21 protein-coding genes are annotated in these 24,063 nt (G+C 74.3%); 13 read left to right on the forward strand and 8 right to left on the reverse strand.

The window, feature by feature from the left end:
- The first annotated feature begins 88 nt into the window (after positions 1–88).
- Positions 89–1,333, forward strand: coding sequence for a mannose-6-phosphate isomerase, class I (gene manA / locus ACZ4TW_RS12690; protein ID WP_465543088.1), 1,245 nt, complete (start codon positions 89–91; stop codon positions 1,331–1,333).
- Positions 1,334–1,380: 47 nt separating this feature from the next.
- Here manA and ACZ4TW_RS12695 read toward each other — a convergent pair whose 3' ends face one another.
- Positions 1,381–2,337 (reverse strand): GlxA family transcriptional regulator, encoded by a 957-nt coding sequence (locus tag ACZ4TW_RS12695; protein WP_465543089.1) that lies wholly within the window; start codon positions 2,335–2,337, stop codon positions 1,381–1,383.
- 102 nt (positions 2,338–2,439) lie between these two features.
- Between ACZ4TW_RS12695 and ACZ4TW_RS12700 the strand changes: the two genes are divergently transcribed.
- From ACZ4TW_RS12700 to ACZ4TW_RS12720, 5 genes are all read left to right on the forward strand, one after another.
- Complete coding sequence (locus ACZ4TW_RS12700; RefSeq protein ID WP_465543090.1) at positions 2,440–2,589, forward strand: hypothetical protein; 150 nt, start codon at positions 2,440–2,442, stop codon at positions 2,587–2,589.
- Between the two features lie 76 nt (positions 2,590–2,665).
- Positions 2,666–3,634: a UDP-glucose 4-epimerase GalE gene (gene galE, locus ACZ4TW_RS12705; protein WP_465543091.1), complete on the forward strand. Its 969-nt coding sequence runs from the start codon at positions 2,666–2,668 to the stop codon at positions 3,632–3,634.
- Positions 3,635–3,797: 163 nt separating this feature from the next.
- On the forward strand, positions 3,798–4,118 hold the full coding sequence (locus ACZ4TW_RS12710; RefSeq protein ID WP_465543092.1) for a WhiB family transcriptional regulator: 321 nt from the start codon (positions 3,798–3,800) through the stop codon (positions 4,116–4,118).
- 88 nt (positions 4,119–4,206) lie between these two features.
- Positions 4,207–7,296 carry a glycosyltransferase family 2 protein gene (locus ACZ4TW_RS12715; protein WP_465543093.1) on the forward strand — a complete coding sequence of 1,030 codons (3,090 nt, stop codon included), beginning with the start codon at positions 4,207–4,209 and terminating at the stop codon, positions 7,294–7,296.
- Positions 7,280–8,716: a DUF5719 family protein gene (locus ACZ4TW_RS12720; RefSeq protein WP_465543094.1), complete on the forward strand. Its 1,437-nt coding sequence runs from the start codon at positions 7,280–7,282 to the stop codon at positions 8,714–8,716. The genes ACZ4TW_RS12715 and ACZ4TW_RS12720 overlap by 17 nt, the downstream gene beginning before the upstream one ends.
- A 50-nt stretch (positions 8,717–8,766) precedes the next feature.
- Here ACZ4TW_RS12720 and ACZ4TW_RS12725 read toward each other — a convergent pair whose 3' ends face one another.
- The gene (locus ACZ4TW_RS12725; RefSeq protein WP_465543095.1) at positions 8,767–9,210 is read right to left on the reverse strand and encodes a hypothetical protein; all 444 of its coding nucleotides are present in this window, start codon (positions 9,208–9,210) and stop codon (positions 8,767–8,769) included.
- 46 nt (positions 9,211–9,256) lie between these two features.
- On the opposite strand from ACZ4TW_RS12725, the gene ACZ4TW_RS12730 reads away from it, so the two are divergent.
- The 3 genes from ACZ4TW_RS12730 to ahcY are packed head-to-tail and all read left to right on the forward strand — an operon-like array spanning position 9,257 to position 12,425.
- Positions 9,257–9,472 carry a DUF3499 family protein gene (locus ACZ4TW_RS12730; RefSeq protein ID WP_465543096.1) on the forward strand — a complete coding sequence of 72 codons (216 nt, stop codon included), beginning with the start codon at positions 9,257–9,259 and terminating at the stop codon, positions 9,470–9,472.
- Entirely contained in the window at positions 9,469–10,905 is a 1,437-nt protein-coding gene (locus ACZ4TW_RS12735) for a phosphomannomutase/phosphoglucomutase (protein WP_465543097.1), read from the forward strand. The genes ACZ4TW_RS12730 and ACZ4TW_RS12735 overlap by 4 nt, the downstream gene beginning before the upstream one ends.
- Before the next feature lie 32 nt (positions 10,906–10,937).
- The gene (gene ahcY / locus ACZ4TW_RS12740; RefSeq protein ID WP_465543098.1) at positions 10,938–12,425 is read left to right on the forward strand and encodes an adenosylhomocysteinase; all 1,488 of its coding nucleotides are present in this window, start codon (positions 10,938–10,940) and stop codon (positions 12,423–12,425) included.
- A gap of 55 nt (positions 12,426–12,480) precedes the next feature.
- Here the strand turns inward: ahcY and ACZ4TW_RS12745 are convergent, their stop codons facing one another.
- Positions 12,481–13,323 (reverse strand): RDD family protein, encoded by an 843-nt coding sequence (locus ACZ4TW_RS12745; protein ID WP_465543099.1) that lies wholly within the window; start codon positions 13,321–13,323, stop codon positions 12,481–12,483.
- 17 nt (positions 13,324–13,340) lie between these two features.
- On the opposite strand from ACZ4TW_RS12745, the gene ACZ4TW_RS12750 reads away from it, so the two are divergent.
- Positions 13,341–14,336 carry a stage II sporulation protein M gene (locus tag ACZ4TW_RS12750; protein WP_465543100.1) on the forward strand — a complete coding sequence of 332 codons (996 nt, stop codon included), beginning with the start codon at positions 13,341–13,343 and terminating at the stop codon, positions 14,334–14,336.
- A gap of 22 nt (positions 14,337–14,358) precedes the next feature.
- Here the strand turns inward: ACZ4TW_RS12750 and ACZ4TW_RS12755 are convergent, their stop codons facing one another.
- From ACZ4TW_RS12755 to ACZ4TW_RS12775, 5 genes are read right to left on the reverse strand one after another with little or no spacing between them, the layout of a single operon-like run.
- Positions 14,359–15,693 (reverse strand): DUF58 domain-containing protein, encoded by a 1,335-nt coding sequence (locus tag ACZ4TW_RS12755; RefSeq protein WP_465543101.1) that lies wholly within the window; start codon positions 15,691–15,693, stop codon positions 14,359–14,361.
- A gap of 2 nt (positions 15,694–15,695) precedes the next feature.
- On the reverse strand, positions 15,696–16,667 hold the full coding sequence (locus tag ACZ4TW_RS12760; protein WP_465543102.1) for an AAA family ATPase: 972 nt from the start codon (positions 16,665–16,667) through the stop codon (positions 15,696–15,698).
- Positions 16,664–17,938, reverse strand: coding sequence for a DUF4350 domain-containing protein (locus ACZ4TW_RS12765; protein ID WP_465543103.1), 1,275 nt, complete (start codon positions 17,936–17,938; stop codon positions 16,664–16,666). The genes ACZ4TW_RS12760 and ACZ4TW_RS12765 overlap by 4 nt, the downstream gene beginning before the upstream one ends.
- Positions 17,935–18,612: a DUF4129 domain-containing protein gene (locus ACZ4TW_RS12770; protein WP_465543104.1), complete on the reverse strand. Its 678-nt coding sequence runs from the start codon at positions 18,610–18,612 to the stop codon at positions 17,935–17,937. Before ACZ4TW_RS12770 ends, ACZ4TW_RS12765 begins: the two co-directional genes overlap by 4 nt.
- Positions 18,603–19,844: a DUF7847 domain-containing protein gene (locus ACZ4TW_RS12775; protein ID WP_465543105.1), complete on the reverse strand. Its 1,242-nt coding sequence runs from the start codon at positions 19,842–19,844 to the stop codon at positions 18,603–18,605. Before ACZ4TW_RS12775 ends, ACZ4TW_RS12770 begins: the two co-directional genes overlap by 10 nt.
- Before the next feature lie 134 nt (positions 19,845–19,978).
- On the opposite strand from ACZ4TW_RS12775, the gene mtrA reads away from it, so the two are divergent.
- From mtrA to ACZ4TW_RS12790, 3 genes are read left to right on the forward strand one after another with little or no spacing between them, the layout of a single operon-like run.
- The gene (gene mtrA / locus ACZ4TW_RS12780; protein ID WP_465543106.1) at positions 19,979–20,659 is read left to right on the forward strand and encodes an MtrAB system response regulator MtrA; all 681 of its coding nucleotides are present in this window, start codon (positions 19,979–19,981) and stop codon (positions 20,657–20,659) included.
- A 14-nt stretch (positions 20,660–20,673) separates the two neighbouring features.
- Positions 20,674–22,347 carry an MtrAB system histidine kinase MtrB gene (gene mtrB, locus ACZ4TW_RS12785; protein ID WP_465543107.1) on the forward strand — a complete coding sequence of 558 codons (1,674 nt, stop codon included), beginning with the start codon at positions 20,674–20,676 and terminating at the stop codon, positions 22,345–22,347.
- Positions 22,340–24,058 (forward strand): LpqB family beta-propeller domain-containing protein, encoded by a 1,719-nt coding sequence (locus tag ACZ4TW_RS12790; RefSeq protein WP_465543108.1) that lies wholly within the window; start codon positions 22,340–22,342, stop codon positions 24,056–24,058. Before mtrB ends, ACZ4TW_RS12790 begins: the two co-directional genes overlap by 8 nt.
- The last annotated feature ends 5 nt before the right edge of the window (positions 24,059–24,063 follow it).

Here is a 24,063-nt window from a genome sequence, read left to right on the forward strand (position 1 = left end):
GGTGGCTGCCCAGAGCCTATGCATGCCCCCGGGCCGAGCCGCAGCCGTTGGTAGTTTGGTGCCAAACCGGGAAAGGACGCCCTCACGCATGTTTGTCGCCATCCGCAACAGCCCTCGAGACTATGCGTGGGGATCCCACACCGCGATCGCGCAGTTCCGGGGCGTCGAGCCGAGCGGCGGGCCCGAGGCCGAACTGTGGCTCGGGGCGCACGCCGGCTCGCCCGCGGCGATCGTCGACCCGGCGACGGCCGGGGCGGCCGACCTCGCCGAGCTCGTGGCGTCCGACCCCGTCGGCACCCTCGGGCCCGGGCTCGCGAGCGCGGGCGCGCGACTGCCGTTCCTGCTCAAGCTGCTCGCCGCGGCCCGACCGCTATCGCTCCAGGCCCACCCGACCCCCGCGCAGGCTCGCGCGGGATTCGCGCGCGAGGAGGCCGAGGGCCCGGCCGTCGACGCCTTCGACCGCAACTACCGCGACCCGTACGCGAAGCCCGAGCTCGTCGTCGCGGTCAGCGAGACGTTCGAGGCGCTCTCGGGATTCCGGCCGCTCGACGAGGTGCACGGCGTGCTCGCGACGCTCCGGGCGGCCGACGCCGCCTCCGACGAGCCGCAGCCCGGCGCACTCGACCTGCTCGCCGGTCGCCTCGACGGCGCCGATCCGCTTCGCGAGGCGGTGGCCTGGCTCCTCCAGGACGGCCGCGGCGGCGACACCGGCGAGGCGGCGTGGGTGATCGAACGCGTCACCGCGCTCGCCGCATCGAGCATCGCCCTCGGCTCGCCCTACTCGGCGTCCTTCCGCACGGTGGGCGACCTCGCCGACGAGTATCCGGGCGACCCCGGCATCGTGATCTCGCTCCTGCTCAACCGCGTGACGCTCCGCCGCGGCGAGGCGCTCTTCCTCGACGCGGGGAACATCCACGCGTACCTCTCGGGCCTCGGGATCGAGCTCATGGCCGCGAGCGACAACGTGCTGCGCGGCGGCCTCACGCCCAAGCACATCGACATCCCCGAGCTGCTCGAGGTGCTCGACTTCACCCCGATCGACCCGCCGCGGCTCGCGGCCGTGGAGGTGTCGCCGGGTGTCGTCGAGTACCGTCCGCCGGTGCCCGACTTCACGCTGTACCGGGTCGAGGGGGCGACGGATGCCGCGCGCGTGCCGTTGGCCGGACCGGCGATCGTACTGGCCGAGGGCGCGCCCGTCGAGGCGAGCGGCGCGCACGGCGCGGCCCGCGTCGAGCGCGGCGCATCGGTCTTCGTCTCGCCCGACGAGGGCTGGCTCGGACTCGCCGGCGACGGCGTGGCCTGGGTCGCCACGGTGCCGGCTCAGGCGGGCTGAGCGCCGAGCGGATGCCGCGGCATCCGCTCGGCCGTCTCGCCGCCCGGTCAGCCCGCCTGGCGCGGACCGAACACGCGTCGGTACTGGGTCGGCGTGGTCTGCAGGACCTTGACGAAGTGGTGCCGCATGACGGCGGCGGCGCCGAAGCCCGTGTCGCGCGCGATCTCCTCGAGCGTGAGGTCGGTCTCCTCGAGGAGCTGCTGCGCGCGCAGGAGGCGCTGTCGGTTCAGCCACGCGTTGGGCGTGGTGCCCGTCTCGGCGCGGAACTTGCGGGCGAACGTGCGCGGCGACATGAGCGCGGTGCGGGCGAGCCGGTCGACCGTGAGGTCCTCGTCGAGGTGCTCGAGCATCCACTCGGTCACGCGCGCGAAGGAGTCGGTGCGGCACTCGGCGACGGGCGTCTGGATGAACTGCGACTGGCCGCCGTCGCGCTGCGGCGGCACGACCATGCGGCGCGCCACGATGTTCGCGGCGCTCGCGCCGAGCTCGGTGCGCACGATGTGCAGCGCCGCGTCGATGCCGGCCGCCGTGCCGGCGCCCGTGACGACCTTGCCGTCCTGCACGAAGAGGACGTCGGGGTCGACCTCGGTGTCGGGGAACATCTCGGCGAGCCGGTCGGTGTACATCCAGTGCGTGGTCGCGCGCCGGCCGTCGAGGACGCCCGCGCGTCCGAGCGTGAACGCGCCCGAGCACACGCTGAGCACCCACGCGCCGCGATCGACGGCCTCGCGGAGCACGCGCAGCACCTCGGGATGCGCGGGCTCGTCGATGAGCGACGCGGGCACGGCGACGAGGTCGGCCGTCTCGGCGGCGGCGAGCCCCTCGTGCACGACGATGTCGAAGCCGAGCTTGGTGGGGATCGGGCCGGGCTCGGCGGCGACGACGTGGAAGTCGAACGTCGGCCCGCCCTGCTCGGAACGGTCGATGCCGAACACCTCGCAGATGACGCCGAACTCGAACGGCGCCATCTGGGGAACGGCGATGCAGGCGATGGTCTGGAGCACGGTGGCCTCCCGGGACTGCCGCCGGTCAGGTGGCAGAAAAGTGTCGATCTATGGCGAGTCTGCCACTACCGGCAGGATGTTGCAAGGAGGAGAATTCCTGCCATGGACATCATCGTGCTGCTGATCATCGCCGGCCTGGCCGCGTGGGGCGTCGTCGCGACGCTGCTCCGGCTCGACACCGACGGCTACGGCCGTCCGGAGATCCGCGACCGCAACCGCCACGTCGAGAAGATCACGCTGCGCCGGGCCTGACCCCGCGCCATCCGCCCCCCGGGGCCGAGCGCTAGCATCGTCACGACGCCGGAGGCACCGGCGGCGGAAGGCGGACATGAGCTGGCTGGTCACCGGGGGAGCGGGATACATCGGAGCGCACGTCGTCCGCGCGTTCCGGGCGCAGGGGATCGACACCGTCGTCGTCGACGACCTCTCGTCGGGCCACCGCGCATTCGTCCCCGAGGGTGTGCCGTTCGTGCACGGCTCGATCCTCGACGGGGCGCTCCTCGAGGATGCGATGCGGGAGCACCGGGTGCGCGGCGTCGTGCACCTCGCCGGCTTCAAGTACGCGGGCGTCTCGGTGCAGCAGCCCCTCCACACCTACCACCAGAACGTCACGGGCACCGCCCGCCTGCTCGGCGCCATGCAGGCGACGGGCGTCGACCGCATCGTCTTCTCCTCCAGCGCGGCGGTCTACGGCACCCCCGACGTCGACCTCGTCACGGAGGACACCGCCAAGCGCCCCGAGTCGCCCTACGGCGAATCGAAGCTCATCGGCGAGTGGCTGATGGCCGACCAGGGCCGTGCCGCGGGTCTGCGTCACACCTCGCTGCGGTACTTCAACGTCGTCGGCTCGGGCACCGACGAGGTCGTCGACACGAGCCCGCACAACCTCTTCCCGCTCGTGTTCGATGCGCTCCTCGACGGGCGCACGCCGCAGATCAACGGCGACGACTACCCGACGCCCGACGGCACGTGCGTGCGCGACTACATCCACGTGTCCGACCTCGCCGACGCCCACGTCGCGGCCGCGCGGCGCCTCGACGCGGGCGAGCCTGTCGAGGCCGTCTACAACCTCGGTTCGGGCGACGGCGTCTCGGTCGGGGAGATCATGCGCGAGGTGGCCCGGGTCACCGGCATCGCGTTCGAGCCCGTCATCGGGCCCCGTCGTGAGGGCGACCCGGCACGGATCGTGGCCTCGGGCGAGCTCGCCGCACGCGACCTCGATTGGCGCATGCGCCACTCGCTCGCCGACATGGTCGCGAGCGCGTGGGCGGCCCGCCGCGCGGCACCCGTCGACTGACCATCACGACTCGGACACGCCGTCAGCGTGTCGCGCGATCTCCGAAGCCTCGACGGAGCATTGAGGGTTTACGATTCGCGACTTGACTTCCACCGAATTACACCGATGTAATTGGTCAAGACACGCCCCTCGGGGATGTCGGTACAACTGGGTGGGAGACGATATGGGCAAGCCTGAATATCGTTCTGGGGTACCTGAGGATTGGTTCGTCGACCCCGTGCGGCTCGGCGTTCCGGGGGTTCGCGGGGTCGCAGACGACGACAACCAACTGGCGTGGCAGACCGATGCGCTGTGCGCACAGACCGATCCCGAGGCGTTCTTCCCCGAGAAGGGCGGATCGACACGGGATGCCAAGCGCATCTGCACGGGCTGCGAGGTCCGCGCCGAGTGCCTCGAGTACGCCCTCTCGAACGACGAGCGGTTCGGCATCTGGGGCGGTCTCTCCGAGCGCGAACGCCGCAAGCTGCGCCGGCAGGCCGGCTGACCCGAGTCGTGCCGACCGGGTCGGCGCGATTCGGGCCACGCCCGCAGGGTGACCGACGGCGCGCGCCGCGCCGCCTATGCTGTCCCCGATGTTCCCTCGAGTCACCGCCGTCCTCGTCGTGCAGCACGGCGGCGATCGCCTGGCCACCACGCTCGAGGCGCTGCGCGCACAGCTGCGACCCTCCGACGCGCTCGCGGTCGTGCTCATGCGCAGCGACGACGCGACGCGGGCGCTCGTCGAACAGTCCCGCCCCGACCACCTCGTGCGGCTCGAGTCCGTGCTCCCGTTCGGGCAGGCGGTGCTCGCGGTCGAGTCGACGCTGCCGGCTCCGGCGTCCGATGACGAGGCGCTCTGGCTCCTGACCGAGGACGGCGCGCCGGAGCCGGGCGCGCTGGACGCCCTCGTCTCCACGCTCGCGACCGCGCGCTCCGCGGCGATCGTCGCGCCGAAGCTCGTCTCGTGGGACGAGCCCGCGCGCATCATCCGCTTCGGGCGATCCGTCACGCGGAGCGGCCGCAGCCTCGCGATCGTCGAGGACGAGTTCGACCAGGGCCAGCACGACGACCTGTCCGACGTGCTCGGCGCCGATCCCGTCGGGATCCTCGTCCGGCACGCCGTCTGGCGCCGGCTCGGCGGCTTCGATCCCGCCCTCCCCACGATCGACGACGGACTCGACCTCGGCATGCGCGCACGGCTCGCTGGCCACCGCGTCGTCGCCGTGCCCGCGGCACGCATCCGGTACGCCGACTCGGGGATCGCCGGGCAGGGGTCCGCTCCGGGCGGCCGGGCCGCGCGGCGACGCGCCCGCGAGGCCCGCACGGCGCGACTGCACCGGCGCCTGGTGACCGCGCCCGCCGCGATCGTGCCGCTGTACTGGCTCGCGTTCCTCCCGCTCGCCGTGGTGAGGTCGATGCGGCACCTCCTCGTGAAGTCGCCCGGGGCGATCCCGGGCGAGTTCCGCGCGGCGGTCGAGGTCATGGCGACGCCCCGACGCGTCCTTCGCGCGCGACGCACGGTCGCGTCGGCGCGAACCGCACGCTGGTCCTCGCTCGCGCCGCTCCGCATCCGGTCGAACGAGGTCCGGCTCCGCCGCCAGCAGGCCGCCGAGGCGCGCCGGCAGCGGGCGCGCGGCCGCGCCGACGACCTGCGCTTCCTGCAGACCGGCGGCGGCTGGGTCCTCCTCGCCGGCGTCGTGGCCTCGACCGTCGTCTTCGCGCCGCTCGCCGCCTCGGGCGGCATCGCCGGCGGTGGACTGCTCCCGCTCTCCGACGACGTCGCGACGCTCTGGCGCAACGCGGCGGCCGGATGGCGCGACCTCGGCGGCGGATTCGAGGGGGCGGCCGACCCGTTCTCCGGGGTGCTCGCCGTGGTCGGCAGCCTCGCGTTCTGGAATCCCTCGGTCGCCCTGCTCGCGTTGTGGCTCGTCGCGATCCCGGCGTCGGCGCTCGGCGGATGGTTCGCCGCCAGCCGCCTGACCGAGCGCGCGGCGCTGCGCGTCCTCGCCGGTCTCGCCTGGGCCGCGGCGCCGCCGCTGCTCGAGGCGCTCTCCGCCGGACGCCCGGGGCCCGTGCTCGCGCACGTGCTGCTCCCATGGCTGATCGTGCTGATGTTCGCGGCTGCGACCTCGTGGGCGGCGGCGGCCGCCGCGTCGCTGGTGTTCGCCGCCATCCTGGCCGCCGCACCCAGCCTCGCGCCGGCGCTGCTCGTCGCCTGGCTGGTCTCCCTCCCCCTGGCCCGCCGCGCCGCGGTGCGCCTGGCGTGGATCCCGCTGCCCGCGCTCGCACTGTTCCTCCCGCTCGCCGTGCAGCAGTGGGGTCGGGGCACGCCGCTCGCGCTCCTCGTCGATCCGGGGCTCCCGCAGGCCTCCGTCCCGCCCACTCCGCTCCAGGCCGCGCTCGGCCAGGCCTCGGCCACATGGGGGCACTGGGAGGACCTGTTCGGCGGCGCGATCGGCGAGGTGGTCCCGCTGCCGGTCGTGCTCGCGGTGCTCGTCGCACCCCTCGCGCTGACGGCATTCGGGGTCGTCGCGTCGCGACGGTACCGGGCGGGCCTCGTCTCGCTCGGACTCGCGGCGCTCGGCTACGCCACGGCCGTCCTCGCCGGCGGCCTCCAGCTGTCGGTCGCCGGCGACCGGGCCGTGCCGGTGTGGGCCGGGTCGGGGCTGAGCCTCATGTGGCTCGGCCTCGTCGCGGCCGCCGTGCTCGCACTCGACGGCCTCCGACGCGGTGCTGCGGCGCTCGCCGCGGCAATCACCGTGCTCGTGATGGCCGCGGCCGTCCCGGCCCTCCTGCTGCTCGCCCTCGGGCAGACCGCGGTCGGGCCTGCGCCCGACCGCACCCTGCCGGCGTTCGTGGAGGCCGAGGCGGCCACCGATCCGCGCGTCGGGACGCTCCGGCTCCAGCCCGCCGACGGAGGCGGGCTCCTCGCCACCATCGAGCGCGGCACGGGCGTCACGCTCGACGCGCAGTCCACGCTCGCCGCGACGCAGCAGGAGCTGACGCCCACGACGGAGGAGCTCGCCGACCTGGCGGGCAACCTCGCGTCACGCAGCGGCTACGACGCGACGGCGGCGGTCGAGCAGTTCGGCCTCTCCTTCGTGCTGCTCGGCCCCGCCGGCGAGGACCCGGGAGCCGCGGCCGTCGAGCAGCGCGCCCGGGTCGCGCTCGACGGGAACGCCGAGACCGTGCCCGTCGGCGAGACGCGGTTCGGCCCGCTGTGGCGCTTCATCGACGCGGAGGCCGACGCACCGGGCGCGCAGATCCCGCCGGCCGGTCCGCTCACGGGGTGGATCGTCGCCGGGCAGCTGCTCGTCGTGGGCTCGGCGCTGCTGCTCTCCATCCCGACCGGCGGCGGTCGCGAACCCGACCGACGGCCGCCGTCGAAGCGCACCAGGCGGGGGAGGGCCGCGCTATCCGCCGGCCCCGTCCCGCAGGGCGGCGGGGAGGAAGCCCAGACCGAGGACGCCTCGCCCGCCGAGGTCCCGTCCGAGGCGGACACGGTCCGCCCGGACACCGTCGAGGCGGCACCCGCCGCGTCGGACCCCGCCGGTCCGGAGCGCGCCGAGCACGTCGAGTCGGACGGGCCCGGCCGAGCCGACCTCGCCGAGCCGGCGCCATCCGGACCCGACGAGGTCGAGACGCAACCGAGCGGAGGTGATCGAGGTGCGCGTCAGGCGTGAACTCGTCATCGGCGTCGCGCGCGGCGCCGCGGCGCTCGGTGCCGCGGCGGTCGCGGGCGGACTCGTCGTCGCCGCGGCGCTCCTCCCGCTTCCCGTCGCCGAGGCCGAGGCGCCGTCGACCGTCGTGCAGCCGGCGGAGAGCCGCCAGCTGCGCGTGTGCCCGGGGCCGCTGCTGTCCCTGGCCGACGATGCCGCTCAGGCCACGACCGCCGGTTCGTTCGGCCCCGCGCCCATCGCGCTCGCCGCCGACCCCGCCGACGCGCTCGTCGAGCAGTCGCCCGTCGCGGCGCCCGACAACGCGGGCGCCGACGTCGACGGCGGCCCGGTCGCGATCGCCGCGGAGCCGGGCAGCGTGGACGCCGGGATGGTGGCGGGCGCCCAGTCGCAGGACGCCGCCGGGACGTCGGTCCGCGGCTTCGCGGGCTCGGCCTGCGCGGAGCCGGCATCCGACTCGTGGCTCGTCGCCGGCGCGACCGACGTCGGCCGGTCGGGCCTCGTGCTCCTGTCCAACCCAGGCCAGGTCGCCTCGAACGTGGACGTGCGGGTGATCGGCGAGAACGGCCCGGTCGAGGCGACCGGTGCGCTCGGGATCATCGTGCCGCCCGGTACCCAGCGCGTGGTGTCGCTCGCGGGACTGGCGCCCAACGTCCGATCGACGGTCGTGCACGTCACGAGCACCGGCGGGCCGATCGCCGCCGCACTGGAGCACTCGGTCGTGCTCGGCCTCGAGCCCGCGGGCGTCGAGCTGTCGACCCCCGCTGCGGCGCCGGCGAGGACGCAGGTCATCCCCGGCGTGGTGATCGCCGACCGCCGCGGCGTCGCGCCGGTCGAGGATCACGCCGAGGGAGACGACCACCCGGCGATCCGCGTGCTCGCACCCGATGCCGACACCCCGGCGGTCATCGAGGTGCTCGACGAATCCGGCACGAGCGTCTCGAGCATCGACGCCGAACTGACGGCCGGGCGGACCGTCGACGTCCCCATCGGCGTCGTCGAGCCCGGCGACTACACGGTCGTCGTCGCGGCGGAGGAGCCTGTGGTGGCCGCCGCGCGCGCCACCGTGCTCGGCGACGGCGAGGACCCGATCGTGGCCGACCTGTCGTGGACCGCGTCGACGGCGCCCCTCCTGGAGCGTGCGACCATCGCCGTCCCGCAGGGACCCTCCCCGGTGCTGCACCTCGCGAACCCGGGTGACGACGACGCGGTCGTGGAGGTGGCGATCGGCGGCGTGCCACGCGAGGTCACGGTCCCGGCCGGCGGAGCGGCATCCGTCGACGTCGAACCCGATGCCCGGGTCGTGCTCGACGGCGTCGAGGGGCTCCACGCCTCGGTGTCGTTCGCCGGCGATGCGCAGCTCTCGTCGATGCCCGTCGCGCCGCCGGGTCCGCTGGACGCACCGGTCCGCGTGTATCCGGAGTGAGGTCGTCGCCGCGGGCGGCGATCGACGCGGACGGCGCGGCCGCGCGCGGGTCAGAAGTGCCGGTAGCGTCCGGGCGCGAGCTCCCAGGGGTCGCGGCCGAGGAAGTCGGCGACGGCGCGGAACACGCAGCTCTCCACGAGCAGCTTCTCGTCCTTCTCCTCTCCCTCCTGCGTCCGGAGGAAGCGCACGATGGGGAGCCGGAAGAACACGATGCGCCGTTCGTCGTGGTAGACCTTCCACCGGTCGACGTGGTCATCGTGGATCGCCTCGGCGGGCGCATCGGCGACCTGGAAGCCCACGCCCTCGAGATCGGGCCACAGCCCGCGCAGGTACGCCGCGGTCGAGGCGATCGTGACGTCGAACTCCTCGATGCGCGTGCGCAGCGGCTCGAGGTGCGGGCCGGTGACGGGCGAGCGCATCCCGCGGCCGTGGCGGTCGCGGGCGAGGCGCCTCGGCGAGGCGGGCGTCGCGGCGACACGACGGGAACGAGGCATGACCTCCACTGTAGCGGGGCCGCGGATCGCTAATCTGGGGGACGCCATGAGACGTTGTTCGCGCACCGCATGCACCGCCGAGGCGGTCGCGACCCTCACGTACGACTACGCCGATTCGATGGCCGTGCTGGGGCCGCTGTCGTTCACACGCGAGCCGCACTCGTACGACCTGTGCGAGCGGCACGCCGCGCGGACCTCCGCTCCCCGGGGGTGGCAGATCATCCGGCACGTCACCGTCGGTGAGGTAGGGTTCAGCGCATGAACCCGCCCTCCTCGCCCGGTGCTTCCGCGCGCCTCGGAACGATCGTGAAGGCCTACGATGTCCGCGGGATCGTGGGCGAGGCGCTGACCGACGAGGTCGTCCAGGCGCTCGGCGCGGCCTTCGTCGACGAGGTCGCCGCCGCGGGCGGCCGGGTGGTCGTCGGCCACGACATGCGGGACTCCTCGCCGGGATTCGCCGACGCGTTCGCACTGGGGGCCACCGCGCGGGGCGCCGACGTCGTGGCGATCGGGCTGTGCTCGACCGACGAGAGCTACTTCGCTTCGGGCTCGATGCACGCCCCGGCGGCGATGTTCACCGCGAGCCACAACCCCGCCTCGTACAACGGCATCAAGTTCTCGCGCGCGGGCGCACAGGGCATCTCGCTCGACACCGGGCTCGCGGGCATCCGCGACCGCGCGGCCGACTACCTCGACGCGGGCGGCGTGCTCCCGGTCGCCGAGCCGGGCGGCGTCGAGCACGCCGACGTGCTGGCCGACTACGCGCGCCACCTCCGTTCGCTGGTCGACCTCGGCGGCATCCGCCCGCTGAAGGTGGTCGTCGACGCCGGCAACGGCATGGGCGGCCTCACCGTGCCCGCCGTCCTCGGTGATGCCGCCGGCCTGGCGGCGCTGCCGCTCGAGATCGTCCCCCTCTACTTCGAGCTCGACGGCAGCTTCCCCAACCACGAGGCGAACCCGCTCGATCCGGAGAACCTGGTCGACCTGCAGCGCGCGGTCGTCGAGCACGGCGCCGACCTCGGCCTCGCGTTCGACGGCGACGCCGACCGTTGCTTCGTCGTCGACGAGCGCGGCGGCGCCGTCGACCCCTCGGCGGTCGCCGCGATCGTGGCGCTGCGCGAGATCGCCCGCGTCCGCGCCCTCGGCGAGGACGAGCCGATCGTCATCCACAACCTCATCACCTCGCGCTTCGTGCCCGAGGCGATCGAGGCGGCCGGCGCGGTGGCCGTCCGTACCCGGGTCGGGCACTCGCTCATCAAGGACCGGATGGCCGAGACCGGCGCCGTCTTCGGCGGCGAGCACTCCGCGCACTACTACTTCCGCGACTTCTGGGGCGCCGACAACGGCATGCTCGCCGCGATGCACCTGCTCGCCGAGTTCGGGTCCCAGCCTGCGCCGCTCTCGCAATTGGCCGCGCGGTTCACGCCGTACGTGCTCTCGGGCGAGCTCAACTCGATCGTCGAGGACGTCCCAGCGGCCTACACGCGCATCGTCGAGGCGTTCACGGGCCGCGCCGAGTTCGACGAGCTCGACGGCCTCACCGCGACCGGCCTGGTCTCGGGAGACGAGCCGTTCTGGTGGTTCAACGTCCGCCCGTCGAACACCGAGCCGCTGCTGCGGCTCAACGTCGAGGGCGAGGATGCCGCGACGATGACCGCCATCCGCGACGAGGTGCTCGCGCTCATCCGGGCCTGAGCACCGTCGGCGCGGATGCGAGAATGGACGACATGACCCTCGCCAGCTCGACCGCGACATCCGCTCTGCCCTTCAAGGTCGCCGACCTCTCGCTCGCCGAGTCGGGGCGCCATCAGCTTCGCCTCGCCGAGAACGAGATGCCCGGCCTGATGGCGCTGCGAGCCGAGTTCGGCGCCGCGAAGCCGCTCGCGGGCGCCCGGATCGCCGGCAGCCTGCACATGACGGTGCAGACCGCGGTGCTCATCGAGACGCTCGTCGCGCTGGGCGCGCAGGTGCGCTGGGCCAGCTGCAACATCTTCTCCACGCAGGACGAAGCCGCCGCGGCCGTCGTCGTCGGCCCCGACGGCACGGTCGAGGAGCCCGCCGGCGTTCCCGTGTTCGCCTGGAAGGGCGAGACGCTCGACGAGTACTGGTGGTGCACCGACCGGATCTTCGACTGGTCGGCCGAGGCCGAGGCGGCGGGCGCCGACTGGATCGGCCCGAACATGATCCTCGACGACGGCGGCGACGCCACGCTGCTCGTGCACCGCGGCCGCGAGTTCGAGGCCGCCGGCGCCGTGCCCGAGGCGACGGATGACGCCTCGCCCGAGTACCGCGTCGTGCTCGAGACCCTCCGGCGCTCGCTCGAGCTCGCTCCCGACCGCTGGACTCGGATCGCCGCCGAGCTGAAGGGCGTGACCGAGGAGACCACCACGGGCGTGCACCGCCTGTACGAGCTGCACGCCGCGGGCGAGCTGCTCTTCCCCGCGATCAACGTCAACGACTCGGTGACGAAGTCGAAGTTCGACAACAAGTACGGCATCCGGCACTCGCTGCCCGACGGCCTGAACCGAGCCACCGATGTGCTCATGGGCGGCAAGGTCGCGTTCGTCGCCGGCTACGGCGACGTCGGCAAGGGCGCCGCCGAGGCGCTCCGCGGCCAGGGCGCGCGCGTCATCGTCTCCGAGATCGACCCGATCAACGCCCTGCAGGCGGCGATGGACGGCTACCAGGTCTCGCGCCTCGAGTCGGTGATCGGGGAGGTCGACATCCTCGTCACGGGCACCGGCAACAAGGATGTCGTGCGCCTCGAGCACCTGCTCGGGCTCAAGCACCTCGCGATCGTCGCGAACGTCGGCCACTTCGACAACGAGATCGACATGGCCGGCCTCGAGTCGCTCGAGGGCGCCGAGCGCGTCGAGATCAAGCCGCAGGTGCACGAGTGGCGTCTGCCCAACGGCCGCAGCGTGCTCGTGCTCTCGGAAGGGCGCCTCATGAACCTCGGCAACGCGACCGGGCACCCGTCGTTCGTGATGTCGAACTCGTTCGCCAACCAGGTGCTCGCGCAGATCGAGCTCTGGACGCGGCCCGACGCGTACCCCGTCGGCGTCTACGTGCTGCCCAAGCACCTCGACGAGAAGGTCGCGCGACTGCACCTCGACGCGCTCGGCGTCGAGCTCACGGTGCTCACCCCCGAGCAGGCGGCCTACATCGGCGTGCCGGTCGACGGGCCCTACAAGGTCGACCACTACCGGTACTGAGCGCAGGGGGCCAGGCGCCCCGCGGTCGAGCACGCTGCCGCGGCGGCTCGAGCGCCTAGCGCCGGGGGAACCCGACGGGCCGGTCCTCGAGCACCGGCTCGAGCGCGGCCATGCGGCGCGACTCGAGCGCGAGCGCGGTGAGATCGCGGTCGCGGCGGAGCGCGGCGACCCCGGCGAGCATCAGCTCGGGGTCGACCGCGGGCACCGGCGAGACATAGGGCGCGACCTCGGCCGCGAGTCGCTCGGCGACGCGACGACGGCTGTCGGGCGCGAGGTGCGGCGCGTTGTGGAAGAAGGCGGCGACGCGCCTGGCGATCGGATCGGGAAGGCGTCCCACGTCGGCGATCGCGGCCCACGCGACCAGCGGGGCCGGGACGCCGAACGCCTGCGGCACGTAGCGGGGCACGCGCTCGACCTGGGAGTGCGTGCCGGCGAGGAGGTCGCCGAGGCGCTTCGAGTCGGGGTTCAGGAAGCCGACGAGCACGGCGAGCCCGCCGAACGTCATCCAGATCTCGAGCACGCCCGTGAGCGCGCGGATGAACGCGTGGCGGAAGCCGATCGCGCCGCCGTCGTCGCGCACCACCCGGAGGCCGAGCGCGAGCTTGCCCAGGGAGCGCCCGCGCGAGGCGGTCTCGACCGCCGTCGGCAGCACCACGATGCATGCGACCACCAGCGAGATGCCGACGGCGCGCAGCGCGGCGGCGTCGAGGTCGAGTCCGACGATCGCGAGGAACGCCGCGAGCCCGACCACCAGCGTGGCCAGCACGTCGATCGCGGCGCCGCCCGAGCGCATGACCGCGCTGGCGGGTCGCACGTCGAGCGCGACGGCCTCGCCCGTGACCAGCGCCTCGTCGTCGACGCGACGTGCGGAGCGCGCGGAAGCGGACGCGTCGGCCATGGCTAGTATTCAACCAGATGGACCTCGACGCCCTCGCGACCGCCCGCCACGACGACTGGGCCCGACTCGACGCGCTCTCGCGCGCACCGCGCCTCGACGGCACGAGTGCCGACGAGCTCATCGATCGCTACCAGGCCGGCGCCTCCGATCTCTCCCTGGTGCAGGCGACCGCGGGCTCCACGGCCCTCGGCGACCGGCTCTCCGTCTCGCTCGCCCGCGCGCGGCTCCGCTTCACGGGAATGCCCGAGAACCCCCTGCGCCAGCTCGCGCACTTCGCGCTCGTGGGGCTGCCGGCCGCGCTGTACCGGGTGCGCTGGCTCACGCTCGCGGTCGCCGTCGCGACCTTCGCCGTCGCCGGCCTCTACGTGCTCTGGGTCGCCGCCGATCCGCGCGTGCTCGCGAACCTCGGTTCCGAGGAGGAGCTCCGTGCGCTGGCCGAGGAGGGGTTCGTCGCCTACTACTCCGAGAACCCCGCGGCATCCTTCGCCGGGTCGGTCTGGACCAACAACGCCTGGATCGCGGCGCAGTGCGTCGCGTTCGGCATCACCGGCGTGTGGGTGCCGTACGTGATCCTGCAGAATGCGCAGAACCTCGGTGTCACGGCGGCCGTGATGTTCGCCTACGACGAGGCCGACACCTTCTTCCTCTACATCGCCCCGCACGGCCTGCTCGAGCTGACATGCGTGTTCGTCGCCGCGGCCGCGGGCCTGCGGATCTTCTGGGCCTGGGTCGCGCCCGGGCCGCGCACGCGCGGTGCCGCGCTCGCCCAGGATGCGCGCGCGCTGTTCGCGGTCGCGATCGGGCTCGTGTTCTTCCTCTTCGTCGCGGGCCTGATCGAGGGGTTCGTCACGCCCGCACCGTGGCCGTGGCCCGTCAAGATCGGCATCGGCGCGCTGGCGCTCGGCTGGCTGCTGGTGTGGATGCTCGTGTTGGGGCGTCGGGCGGCCGCCGCGGGCGAGACCGGCGACCTCGCGGCGTTCGACGCGGGCGCGCGGCGGGTCGCCGCGGGCTGAGGCACGGGGGCCTGGGCCGTGGTCAGAGCTGCCCGGCGGCCTTGAGCTCGAGATAGCGGTCGGCGACCGCCGGCGGGAGCTCGAGCGGCGTCGCGCTCACGGTCGTGGCTCCGAGGTGCCGGATGGCGGCGGCCACCCGATCGGCGTCGAGGCGGGACCGCTCGGCCGCCGCCGCCTCGTACACCTCGCCCAGGTCGCCGCGGCGCCCGACGGCGGCGGCGAGCGCCGGATCGGCGACCGACGCCACGACCACGTGGTGCCGCGCGGTGAGCTGCGGCAGGACCGCGAGCAGCTTCCGCGTGCTTCCGGGCGCATCGGCCGCGGTGACGAGCACGACGAGAGCGCGCCGACTGGTCACGCCGCGGACCTGCGCGGGCAGGCCGGCCCAGTCGGCCTCGATGAGCTCGGCATCGATCCCGGCCATGACGTCGACCATGCGGGCGAGCAGCTCCGGTCCGCTCGCCCCGTGCACGCGCCCGCGGAGGCGACGGTCCCAGGCGAGGAAGTCGACGCGGTCGCCGGCGTGCGAGGCGAGCGCCGCGAGCAGCAGCGCGGTCTCGAAGGCCGTGTCGAGCCGGGGCTCGTCGCCGATCCTCGCCGCCGCCGTGCGCGAGGTGTCGACGATGATCACGATGCGGCGGTCGCGCTCGGGTCGCCACGTGCGCACCATCAGGCGCGTGGCGCCGGGGGATTCGGGGTCGGCGCGGCGCGCGGTCGCGCGCCAGTCGATCGAGCGCACGTCGTCGCCGCGCACGTACTCACGAAGCGAGTCGAACTCGGTGCCCTGCCCGCGGATCAGCAGCGGCGTGCGGCCGTCGAGTTCGCGCAGGCGGGTGAGCCGGGAGGGCAGGTGGGCGCGCGCGTGGAACGGCGGAAGGATCCGCACGCGACCCGGTGCCGCGAGCGTCGCCTGCCTCGCCCACAGCCGCATCGGGCCGTACGAGCGGACCGTGACCGCCTCGGTGCGGCGGTCGCCGCGGCGGGTGGGCGTCAGGCGCAGCGCCATCCGGCGACCCTCGCCCGGGGGAACGTCGACGGCGGTGCGGTTGGGCCCGAGCACGCCGGCGGACGGGACCCAGCCATCGCGCACGACGCCGCGCAGCCGTCGCCGGCCGAGGTTGCGCACGATCAGCTCTGCGACCGCCGTCTCGCCGAGGCGGAGGCGGTCGGGCAGCTCGCGCTCGAGCGCGACCCGGCGCGGGGATGCCGCGAGCGAGAGGTCGAGCGCGCCGAGCCCGAGCGAGAGGCCGAGCCAGGCCAGCATCGCCGCCCACGCGGCGCCCGCGTCGGCGCCGAGCAGCACGACGGGCACGACGCCGAGGGCGACGAGGAGCGTGAATCGGCCGGTGACGGTCATCGCTAGAGGGGCACCTGCACCTGCTGGACGATGGAGCGGAGGACCTGGTCGATCGCGACGCCCTCGAGCTCGGCCTCGGGCCGGAGCTGCACACGGTGGCGCCACGCGGGCAGCAGCATGGCCTGCACGTGGTCGGGGGTGACCTTCTCGAAGCCGGTGAGCCAGGCCCATGCCTTGGCCGCGGCGAGCAGGCCTGCCGCCGCACGCGGGCTCACGCCGAGTCGCATCGACGGGCTCCGGCGCGTGGCGCGCGCGAGGTCGACCACGTAGGCGAGCACGTCGTCGGCGACGCCGACCCGGCCCGCCGCGGCTCGCGCCGCCGCGAGCTCCGTCGCGCCGAGCACGGGCTCGACGCCGGCCGCCTCGAGGTCGTGCGGGTCGAATCCATCGGCATGGCGGCGGAGCATGGCGACCTCGGCCTCGCGCTCCGGCACGTCGAGCACGAGCTTCATCAGGAACCGGTCGAGCTGCGCCTCGGGCAGCGCGTACGTGCCCTCGTACTCGATGGGGTTCTGCGTCGCGGCCACCAGGAACGGCGAGGGCAACGGCCGCGTGACGCCGTCGACCGACACCTGGCGTTCCTCCATGGCCTCGAGCAGCGCCGACTGGGTCTTGGGCGGAGTGCGGTTGATCTCGTCGGCGAGCAGGAGGTTGGTGAACACGGGTCCCTCGCGGAAGGCGAACTCGCCCGAGCGGGGGTCGTAGGCGAGCGAGCCGGTGACGTCGCCCGGCATGAGGTCGGGCGTGAACTGCACGCGGCGCGTCTCCAGCCGGAGCGTGCGGCTGAGCGTGCGCACCAGCAGCGTCTTCGCCACGCCGGGGACGCCCTCGAGCAGCACGTGCCCGTTGGCGAGCAGCGCGATGATCAGGCCGGTCACGGCACCGTCCTGGCCGACGACCGCCTTGCCGACCTCGGTGCGGACGCGGTCCAGGGCGGAGCGCAGGTGCGCGTCGTCGTGGTGCGGATCGGTCATGTTCGCCTTCCTGTCGAGTCGGGAGCGTCGTCGTCTGCGGGACGCAGCGCGTCGCGCACCGCGCGTTCGAGGTCGTCGAGTCCGCGTGCGAGGTCGACGAGTTCGCGGTCGCCCGCCGGCACGCCGTCGACGAGCAGGGCGCGAACGGATGCCGCGGGCCGACCGGTCGTCTCGGCGACGCCGGCGGCGATCGCGTCGACGTGCGCCGTGCGGGGCAGCCGCAGCAGGTCGGAGATGCGCCGGATCGCGCCCATCCTGAGCTGGTCGAGCGCATGCAGCCGGGCGGACGAACGCGCGTACAGCCGGGCACGGCCCTCGCCCGTCTCTGCCGCGGGCACGTGCACGGGGAGATCCTCGACGACCAGCGGGCCGAAGCGGCGGCCACGCCACACGCCGGCGGCGACGACCGCGACCCCGAGCAGCACGACCACGGGGCTGACCCACCCGGGCGTGAGCTCCTGCAGGGTCGGTGCCCCCGCGGCATCCACGTCGGCGGGACCGGGCAGGTACCAGATGAGGTCGTCGCGCCCGCCGAGCAGGCCGAGGGCCAGCGCCGCGTTGCCCGCCTCGTCGACGGTCTCGTTGGCGAACACCGCCTCGGAAGCGACGAGGGCGACCTCGGCGCCGCCCGGGGCGGTGCCGGCGACCACCGCGTACCCGCCCTCGACCGCGAAGCATCCCGTGAAGCCGGATGCCGCGGCCTCCTCGTCGACCGTGAGCAGGCGCTGCCCGTCGGAGAGCTCGTCGGCGCGCTCCGCGGCGGGGAGGTCGCACGCGACCTCCCCGATCGGCCCGTCGGCGGCTCCGGCGAGCCGGACGCCGGGTGCGAGGACCTCCAGCGCGGCGAAGTCGGGCCGGGCGACGACGAGCGCCTCGGCCGCGGAGGCGAGGCCCGAGACGGCATCGCGGTCGAGCACGCCGAGCTCGTCGTACAGGAACACCGTGGCCCCGCGCGCGGCGGCCTCCTCGGCTTCGGGCAGCGAGCGCACGGCCCGCACGTCGACGCCCTCGGCGACGAGCACGCGCGCGAGCGCCTGCGCGCCGGCGGGCGCCGGGTTGTCGGCGCCGAGCGCGGCCCCGGGCGGCCGGACGAGTCCCTGGATGAACGCGAGCAGGAGCCCGCCGAGCACCAGCGCGACGGCGATGACGATCCACGCGCGTCGCCGGCGGGCGTAGGCGCCGAGCGTCGGCGTGAGGGCACGGTTCGCCGCTGGTGGGTCCGTGCCGTCGGCGCGCGGCCGTGGGGGCGCGGCCGGCGGTGCCGCGGTCATGCGCGACCTCCGGCCGGGGGCCCGGTCGGCGCTTCGCTGCCGGGCGGCCGGGATGCCGCGAGCTCGTCGTCGAGCGCGGCCATCCGGCGGTACGCCTCCTCGGAACCGGCGCGCGCGAGGTAGCGGACCGCGTCGAAGTCGGCCGCGGCCGCCTCGAGCCGCACGGCCAGGTGCGGGAAGGGCCGCCCCGCGACCTCCGCCATGCCGTGCGCGGTCGTGCCGGGGTGCACGCGCACGAGCTCGCGCTCGACGAGGCCGCGCACGACCGCACGGAACCGCTCCTCGATCGCGAGCGGCCAGTCGCCGGCACGGGCGGCGGCCTCGGCGGCCGCGCGCAGCGCGAGGGCGTCGCGCACGTCGCCGTCGTCGAAGAGCGGCGCGGTCGCCCGGGCGCGGCGCCGGAGGCGCGGCAGGCCGAATACCAGGAGCCCGACCACGACCAGCACGATCACGAGGACGACCAGCACGAGCTGCAGGATCGGGAGCGGAAGGCCGCCCGCGTCGGAGAACAGGCCCGCGATCCAGTCCCGCACCGCCTGGGCCGCGAGATCGAACGCGGTCGGCTCGGCCGCCCGGTACTCGGGCTTCGCGAGCTCGTCGAGCACCAGGCGACGGGCCTCGGGCGCATCGGGGTCGAGCGGCGGCTCGAACCGCGGCGCGCCGGTCAGGACCACGTCGGCGCGGGCCCGCCCGCGGGGGCCGGGGCGCCGCCGGTGTTCGGCAGGTACGGGTCGCCGACGGGGAGCCCGGCGTCGCGCGCCTCGACGTGGCGTTCGAGCTCGAGGTCGAGCCCTTCGGTGCGCATCCGCAGGTCGATGTAGATCACCGCGATGAGCGCCGCCTGGACGACCGACGTGATCGCGCCGATCAGGACCGACAGCACGAGCGTCGCCACGGTCGTGGCGATCGAGATCGCGAGGTACGTCTCGCCCGCCGTCGGGTCGACGATCATCGCCAGGATGGTCCCGAACAGCGACACCGGCTGCACCACGACCTGCGCGGCGAACGACAGGATGAGGGCGACGAGCAGGATGAGTCCGAACGTGCGCCAGAAGTTGCCGTTCGTCAGCGTCCAGGAACGCCGCATCGCCGTGAGCACGCCGACCCGCTCGAGCACGATGACGCTCGGGACGAGCGCCAGCTTGGTGCCGAGCCAGGCACCGAGCACCCCGAGGCCGAGCATCAGGCCTGCGGCGAGGAGCACGACGGTGAGCACCGTCGCCGGGTCGGGGAACAGGATGGCGACGCCGACCACGCCCGCGACGATGAGCGCGAACACCCCGCCGACCACGAGGCCGACGAGGAGGGTCCACCCGACGAGCGGGCCGATGCGGCTCGCCGTGCGGCGCCAGAGGGCGCCGAAGGTCAGGCGCTCCCCGAGCGTGCCGCTGGCGACCTCGACGACCATGACGCCCTGCAGGAACGCGCTGGCGACGACCGACACCGCGATCGGCACGAGCGAGAGCAGGACGACCCAGCCCACGGCGCCCGAGAGGATGGCGTCGAGGTCGGCCTCGCTCGCGGTCTCGAGGCGCCCGAAGATCCAGACGAAGAGGGGAACGAAGACCGCGGCGGTCGCGACCGCCGAGGCGAGCTGCACGACCAGCCCGGTGCCGAACACGGGCGCCGGATTGCGGCGGAGGGTGCGGAACGGCGCCCAGAGGAGGGTGCCGAACCCCATCGGCCGAAGCGGGAGCAGTCCGGGCTTCGGGGGCGGGGTCCAGCCCTGCGGCGGCTGCGGCGACCACCCGCCCGGCGACGGCGGCCCGTACGACGGCTGCCCGTAGCCGGGCTGCCCGTATCCCGGGGGCACCTGCCCGGGCGGCACGGAGGGCGGCGGAGCCGCGGGGGACGCGCCCGGGGGGAGCGGAGGCGGCACGGGCTGCGCCCAGTCGTGATCGGACACCTGCATGCGCTCCTTCCGGGGATCCTCCCATGCTGCCACAGGCATCCCTCGGCGGTCTCGGGGGTGCGAGCGACTACGCTGGGGGCACTGGTTCCGGCCCGGCGCGTGCGCCGGCCCCGACGGAGAACGAACGGATGACGCCACGCGTACTCGTCGTCGACGACGACACGGCCCTCGCCGAGATGATCGGGATCGTGCTGCGCACCGAGGGGTTCGACCCGGCCTTCTGCGCCGACGGCGCGGGGGCGCTCGCGGCCTTCCGCGAGACCCGTCCCGACCTGGTCCTGCTCGACCTCATGCTGCCCGGCATCGACGGCATCGAGGTGTGCGGCCGCATCCGGGCGGAGTCGGGCACGCCGATCATCATGCTCACCGCGAAGGGCGACACGGCCGACGTCGTGCGCGGGCTCGAGTCCGGCGCCGATGACTACATGGTCAAGCCCTTCAACCCGAAGGAGCTCGTGGCGCGCATCCGGACCCGCCTGCGTCCGACGCCCGAGTCGGTCGTCGAGACGATCTCGATCGGCGACCTCGAGATCGACGCCGCCGGCCACGAGGTCCGGCGCGGCGACCAGCGCATCAACCTCACGCCGCTCGAGTTCGACCTGCTGCTCACCCTCGCCTCCAAGCCCCAGCAGGTTTTCACACGCGAGATGCTGCTCGAGCAGGTCTGGGGCTACCACTACAAGGCCGACACGCGGCTCGTGAACGTGCACGTGCAGCGGCTGCGCGCCAAGGTGGAGCACGACCCCGACAACCCGCGGATCGTGATGACCGTGCGCGGCGTGGGCTACCGCGCCGGCGCCACCACCTGAGGCGGGAGCCGTACGTGTCGGCGGCGGCGAACCCGGCGGTGCGGGCCGCCCGGTGGGTGCGCGACCGCGCGAGCCGGCTCGGCACGCTGTGGCGGCGCTCGCTGCAGTTCCGCACGGTGCTCATCACGCTCGGACTGTCGAGCCTCGCGATCCTCGTCATCGGCTTCACGATCTCGTTCACCGTCGCGTCCAACCTCTTCCAGGCGCAGGTCGAGCGCGTCCTCGCGTCGTCGGCGACGGCGAACGCGGCCGCACAGGGCATCCTGGCCTCGTCGGATGCCGCGGACCGCGCGACCGTGCAGGCCGACACGAACTCGGCCATCCGCACGATCATCAGCGTGTCGGGCAGCCCCGACATCGCGCTGTTCCGCGAGCCCGACACCGCGCCGACCGCGATCGCCCCGCCCGACTTCCTGGCCCCCGGGCTCGGCGGCCGCATCTCGCCCGAGCTCCGCGAGCGCGTGCAGGAGAATCCCGGCGGGCAGTTCTGGCAGTCGGTCGAACTCGCCGACCGCGACGGGGCGCCCTCGCCGGGCGTCGTGGTCGGCAGCGACCTGGTGATCGAGGGCGCCGGCCGCTACGAGGTCTACATCGGCTACGACCTCGCGGATGCCGCGCAGACGCTCGCCTTCATGCAGCTCACGGGCGCGATCGGCGCCATCGCGCTCATCGCGATGCTGAGCGCCATCACCCTCATCGTCGTGCGCTGGGTCATCGAGCCCATCCAGGCCGTCGCGGCGACGAGCCGGCGCCTCGCCGCGGGCGATCTCGGCGTGCGGCTTCCCGTCAAGGGCGAGGATGAGCTCGCCGCGCTCGCGGCCTCGTTCAACGGCATGGCCGACACGCTGCAGGCTCGGATCCGAGAGCTGGCCGACCTCTCGGTGGTCCAGCAGCGGTTCGTGTCGGATGTCTCCCACGAGCTCCGAACGCCGCTGACGACCATCCGGCTGGCCGGCGACGTCCTCTACGGTCAGCGCGAGGACTTCGCGCCGCCGACGGCCCGCACGGTCGAGCTCCTGCGCACGCAGACCGAGCGCTTCGAGAACCTGCTCGCCGACCTGCTCGAGATCAGCCGGTACGACGCGGGGTCGGTCGAGCTCGAGACCGAGCCGACGAACCTCGTGCACCTCGCGGGCGAGACCATCGAGTCGATGCACGCGCTCGCGCTCGAGCGCGGCAGCGACCTGCGCCTCGAGGCGCCCGGCGGCCACCTCGACGCCGACGTCGATCCGCGCCGCATCCGCCGGATCGTGCGCAACCTCGTGGGCAACGCCATCGAGCACGGCGAGGGCCGCCCCATCGTGGTGTCCGTCGACAGCAACGCCACCGCCGTCGCGCTGTCGGTGCGCGACTACGGGCTCGGGATGTCCGAGGAGGACGCGGCGCGCGTGTTCGACCGGTTCTGGCGGGCCGACCCCAGCCGCCGCCGCACCCTCGGCGGCACCGGCCTCGGCCTCGCGATCTCGCTCGAGGATGCCGCGGGCCACGGCGGCACGATCGACGTGTGGTCGGCCCCGGGGCGCGGCACCGTGTTCCGGCTCACGCTGCCGCGCAACCGGGGCATCGACCCGGCGACGATCGTGTCGCCGTTGCCCCTCGAGCCCGACGATCCGGAGGCGACCGGGCCCGGTCTCCCGCCGTCCCATCCGACCGGCAGGGCGGTCGTCGAGGAGGTGCACGATGCGTAGGGGCTCCGCCGTCCGCGCGGCGACCCGCGCCGGTCGCGTGGCGCTCGCCGTGGTCGGCGCCGCGCTGCTCGCCGTCACGGCCGGCTGCGCGTCGATCCCGACGAGCGGCACGGTCAACGCGGGCCTGGCCGACACGCCCGACCAGTCCGTCGACCTGGACGTCCTCGTCCGGGGCCCGCAGCCGGGCGCGACGCAGCAGCAGATCCTCGACGGCTTCATCGACGCCGCCGCCAGCCCCAGCGCGAACTACGAGATCGCGCGCGAGTTCCTCACCGAGGAGTTCGCCGCCGAGTGGGAGGCCGACACGGGCGTCACGATCGACGAGCTCGCCGACCGCTCGTTCACGCGCCTGGCCGAGGACGTCATCCGCGCGCAGGCGGTGCCGACGGCGAACCTCGCGCCGAACGGCCAGTACCTCGAGTCCTCCTCGAGCGCCCCGGTGCAGCTCGAGTACGTCTTCGAGCAGGTCGACGACGAGTGGCGCATCTCGAGCGCGCCCCCGGGCGTGCTCATCGACGAGACGAACTTCGGCCTCGTGTACCGGGAGTACACCCTGGCGTTCTTCGATCCGCAGTACCGCTTCGTCGTGCCCGACGTGCGCTGGTTCGCCGGGCGGGAGGCGGTGCAGACCAGGATCGTGCGGGCCCTGCTCGCCGGACCGGCGGAGTGGCTCGCCCCCGGGGTGGTCTCGGCCTTCCCCGATGACCTCGCGCTGGACCCCACGACCGTGCCCGTGAGCGACGGCGTCGCGCAGGTGTCGCTCGCGGGTGCCGCGTTCGACAACCTCCGGACCATCCAGCTCATGCAGTACCAGCTCGAGCAGAGCCTGCAGGGGGTCCGGAACGTCGACGACGTGCAGCTCTCGCTGAACGGCGTGCCGCTCGACTCGGTCGCGCTCACCGACCGGCCCGAGACGGCCCCGCGCGTCGACCCGCGGACGCTGGTCTTCGACGGCGAGTCGTTCGGCTTCCTGGCCTCCTCGGGCGACCAGGTCGTGCCCATCGCGGGGATCTCCGGGCAGGTGGTCGCGCTCGCCCCCACCGGCGCCGCCCTCGGTCCCGGCGCGACCGCCGCCGCGGTGCGCGCCGACGACGGCGTGTGGCTCGTGCGCGACGACGCCTCGTCGGTGCTCCTCGACCCGCGCGACGGGCTCATCGTGCCGGCGCTCGACGTCGACGGGATCGTCTGGTCGGTTCCCGCCGACTCGCCCGACCAGCTCGCGTGGTTCTCCGCCGACGGCGCCGAGGGCGCCCAGATCGCCGTGCCGTGGACGTCGTCGCGGATCGCCTCACTCGAGGTGTCGCGCGACGGCACGCGCCTCGTGGTGCTCCTCGCCGACGGCGCGCGCACCCGCGTGGTCGCCGCGTCGATCCAGCGCGACGAGGCCGGGCAGCCGATCGCGCTCGGCCGGGTCGCCCTCGAACTGGAGGATGCCGCGGGCTCGCCGCTCGACGTCGCGTGGCTCGACGCCCGCACGGTCGGCACGCTGAGCGAGACGGCCGGGGGCGAGGCCAGGCTCGTCCTGCAGGAGCTCGGGGCGCCCGCCGAGCCGCGCGAGGGGCCGGCAGGCGCGGTCCAGGTCGACGGCGCCAACAGCCTGCGCGACCTCCGCGTGCTCACGGCCGACGGCGACCTCGCGACGCAGGCGGGCGTCGGATGGCAGGTGCAGGCGCGCGAGGTCCGCTTCATCGCCACGCAGCAGACCGGCTGAGCGCG

The organism is Agromyces sp. NPDC029043, from assembly GCF_055564615.1.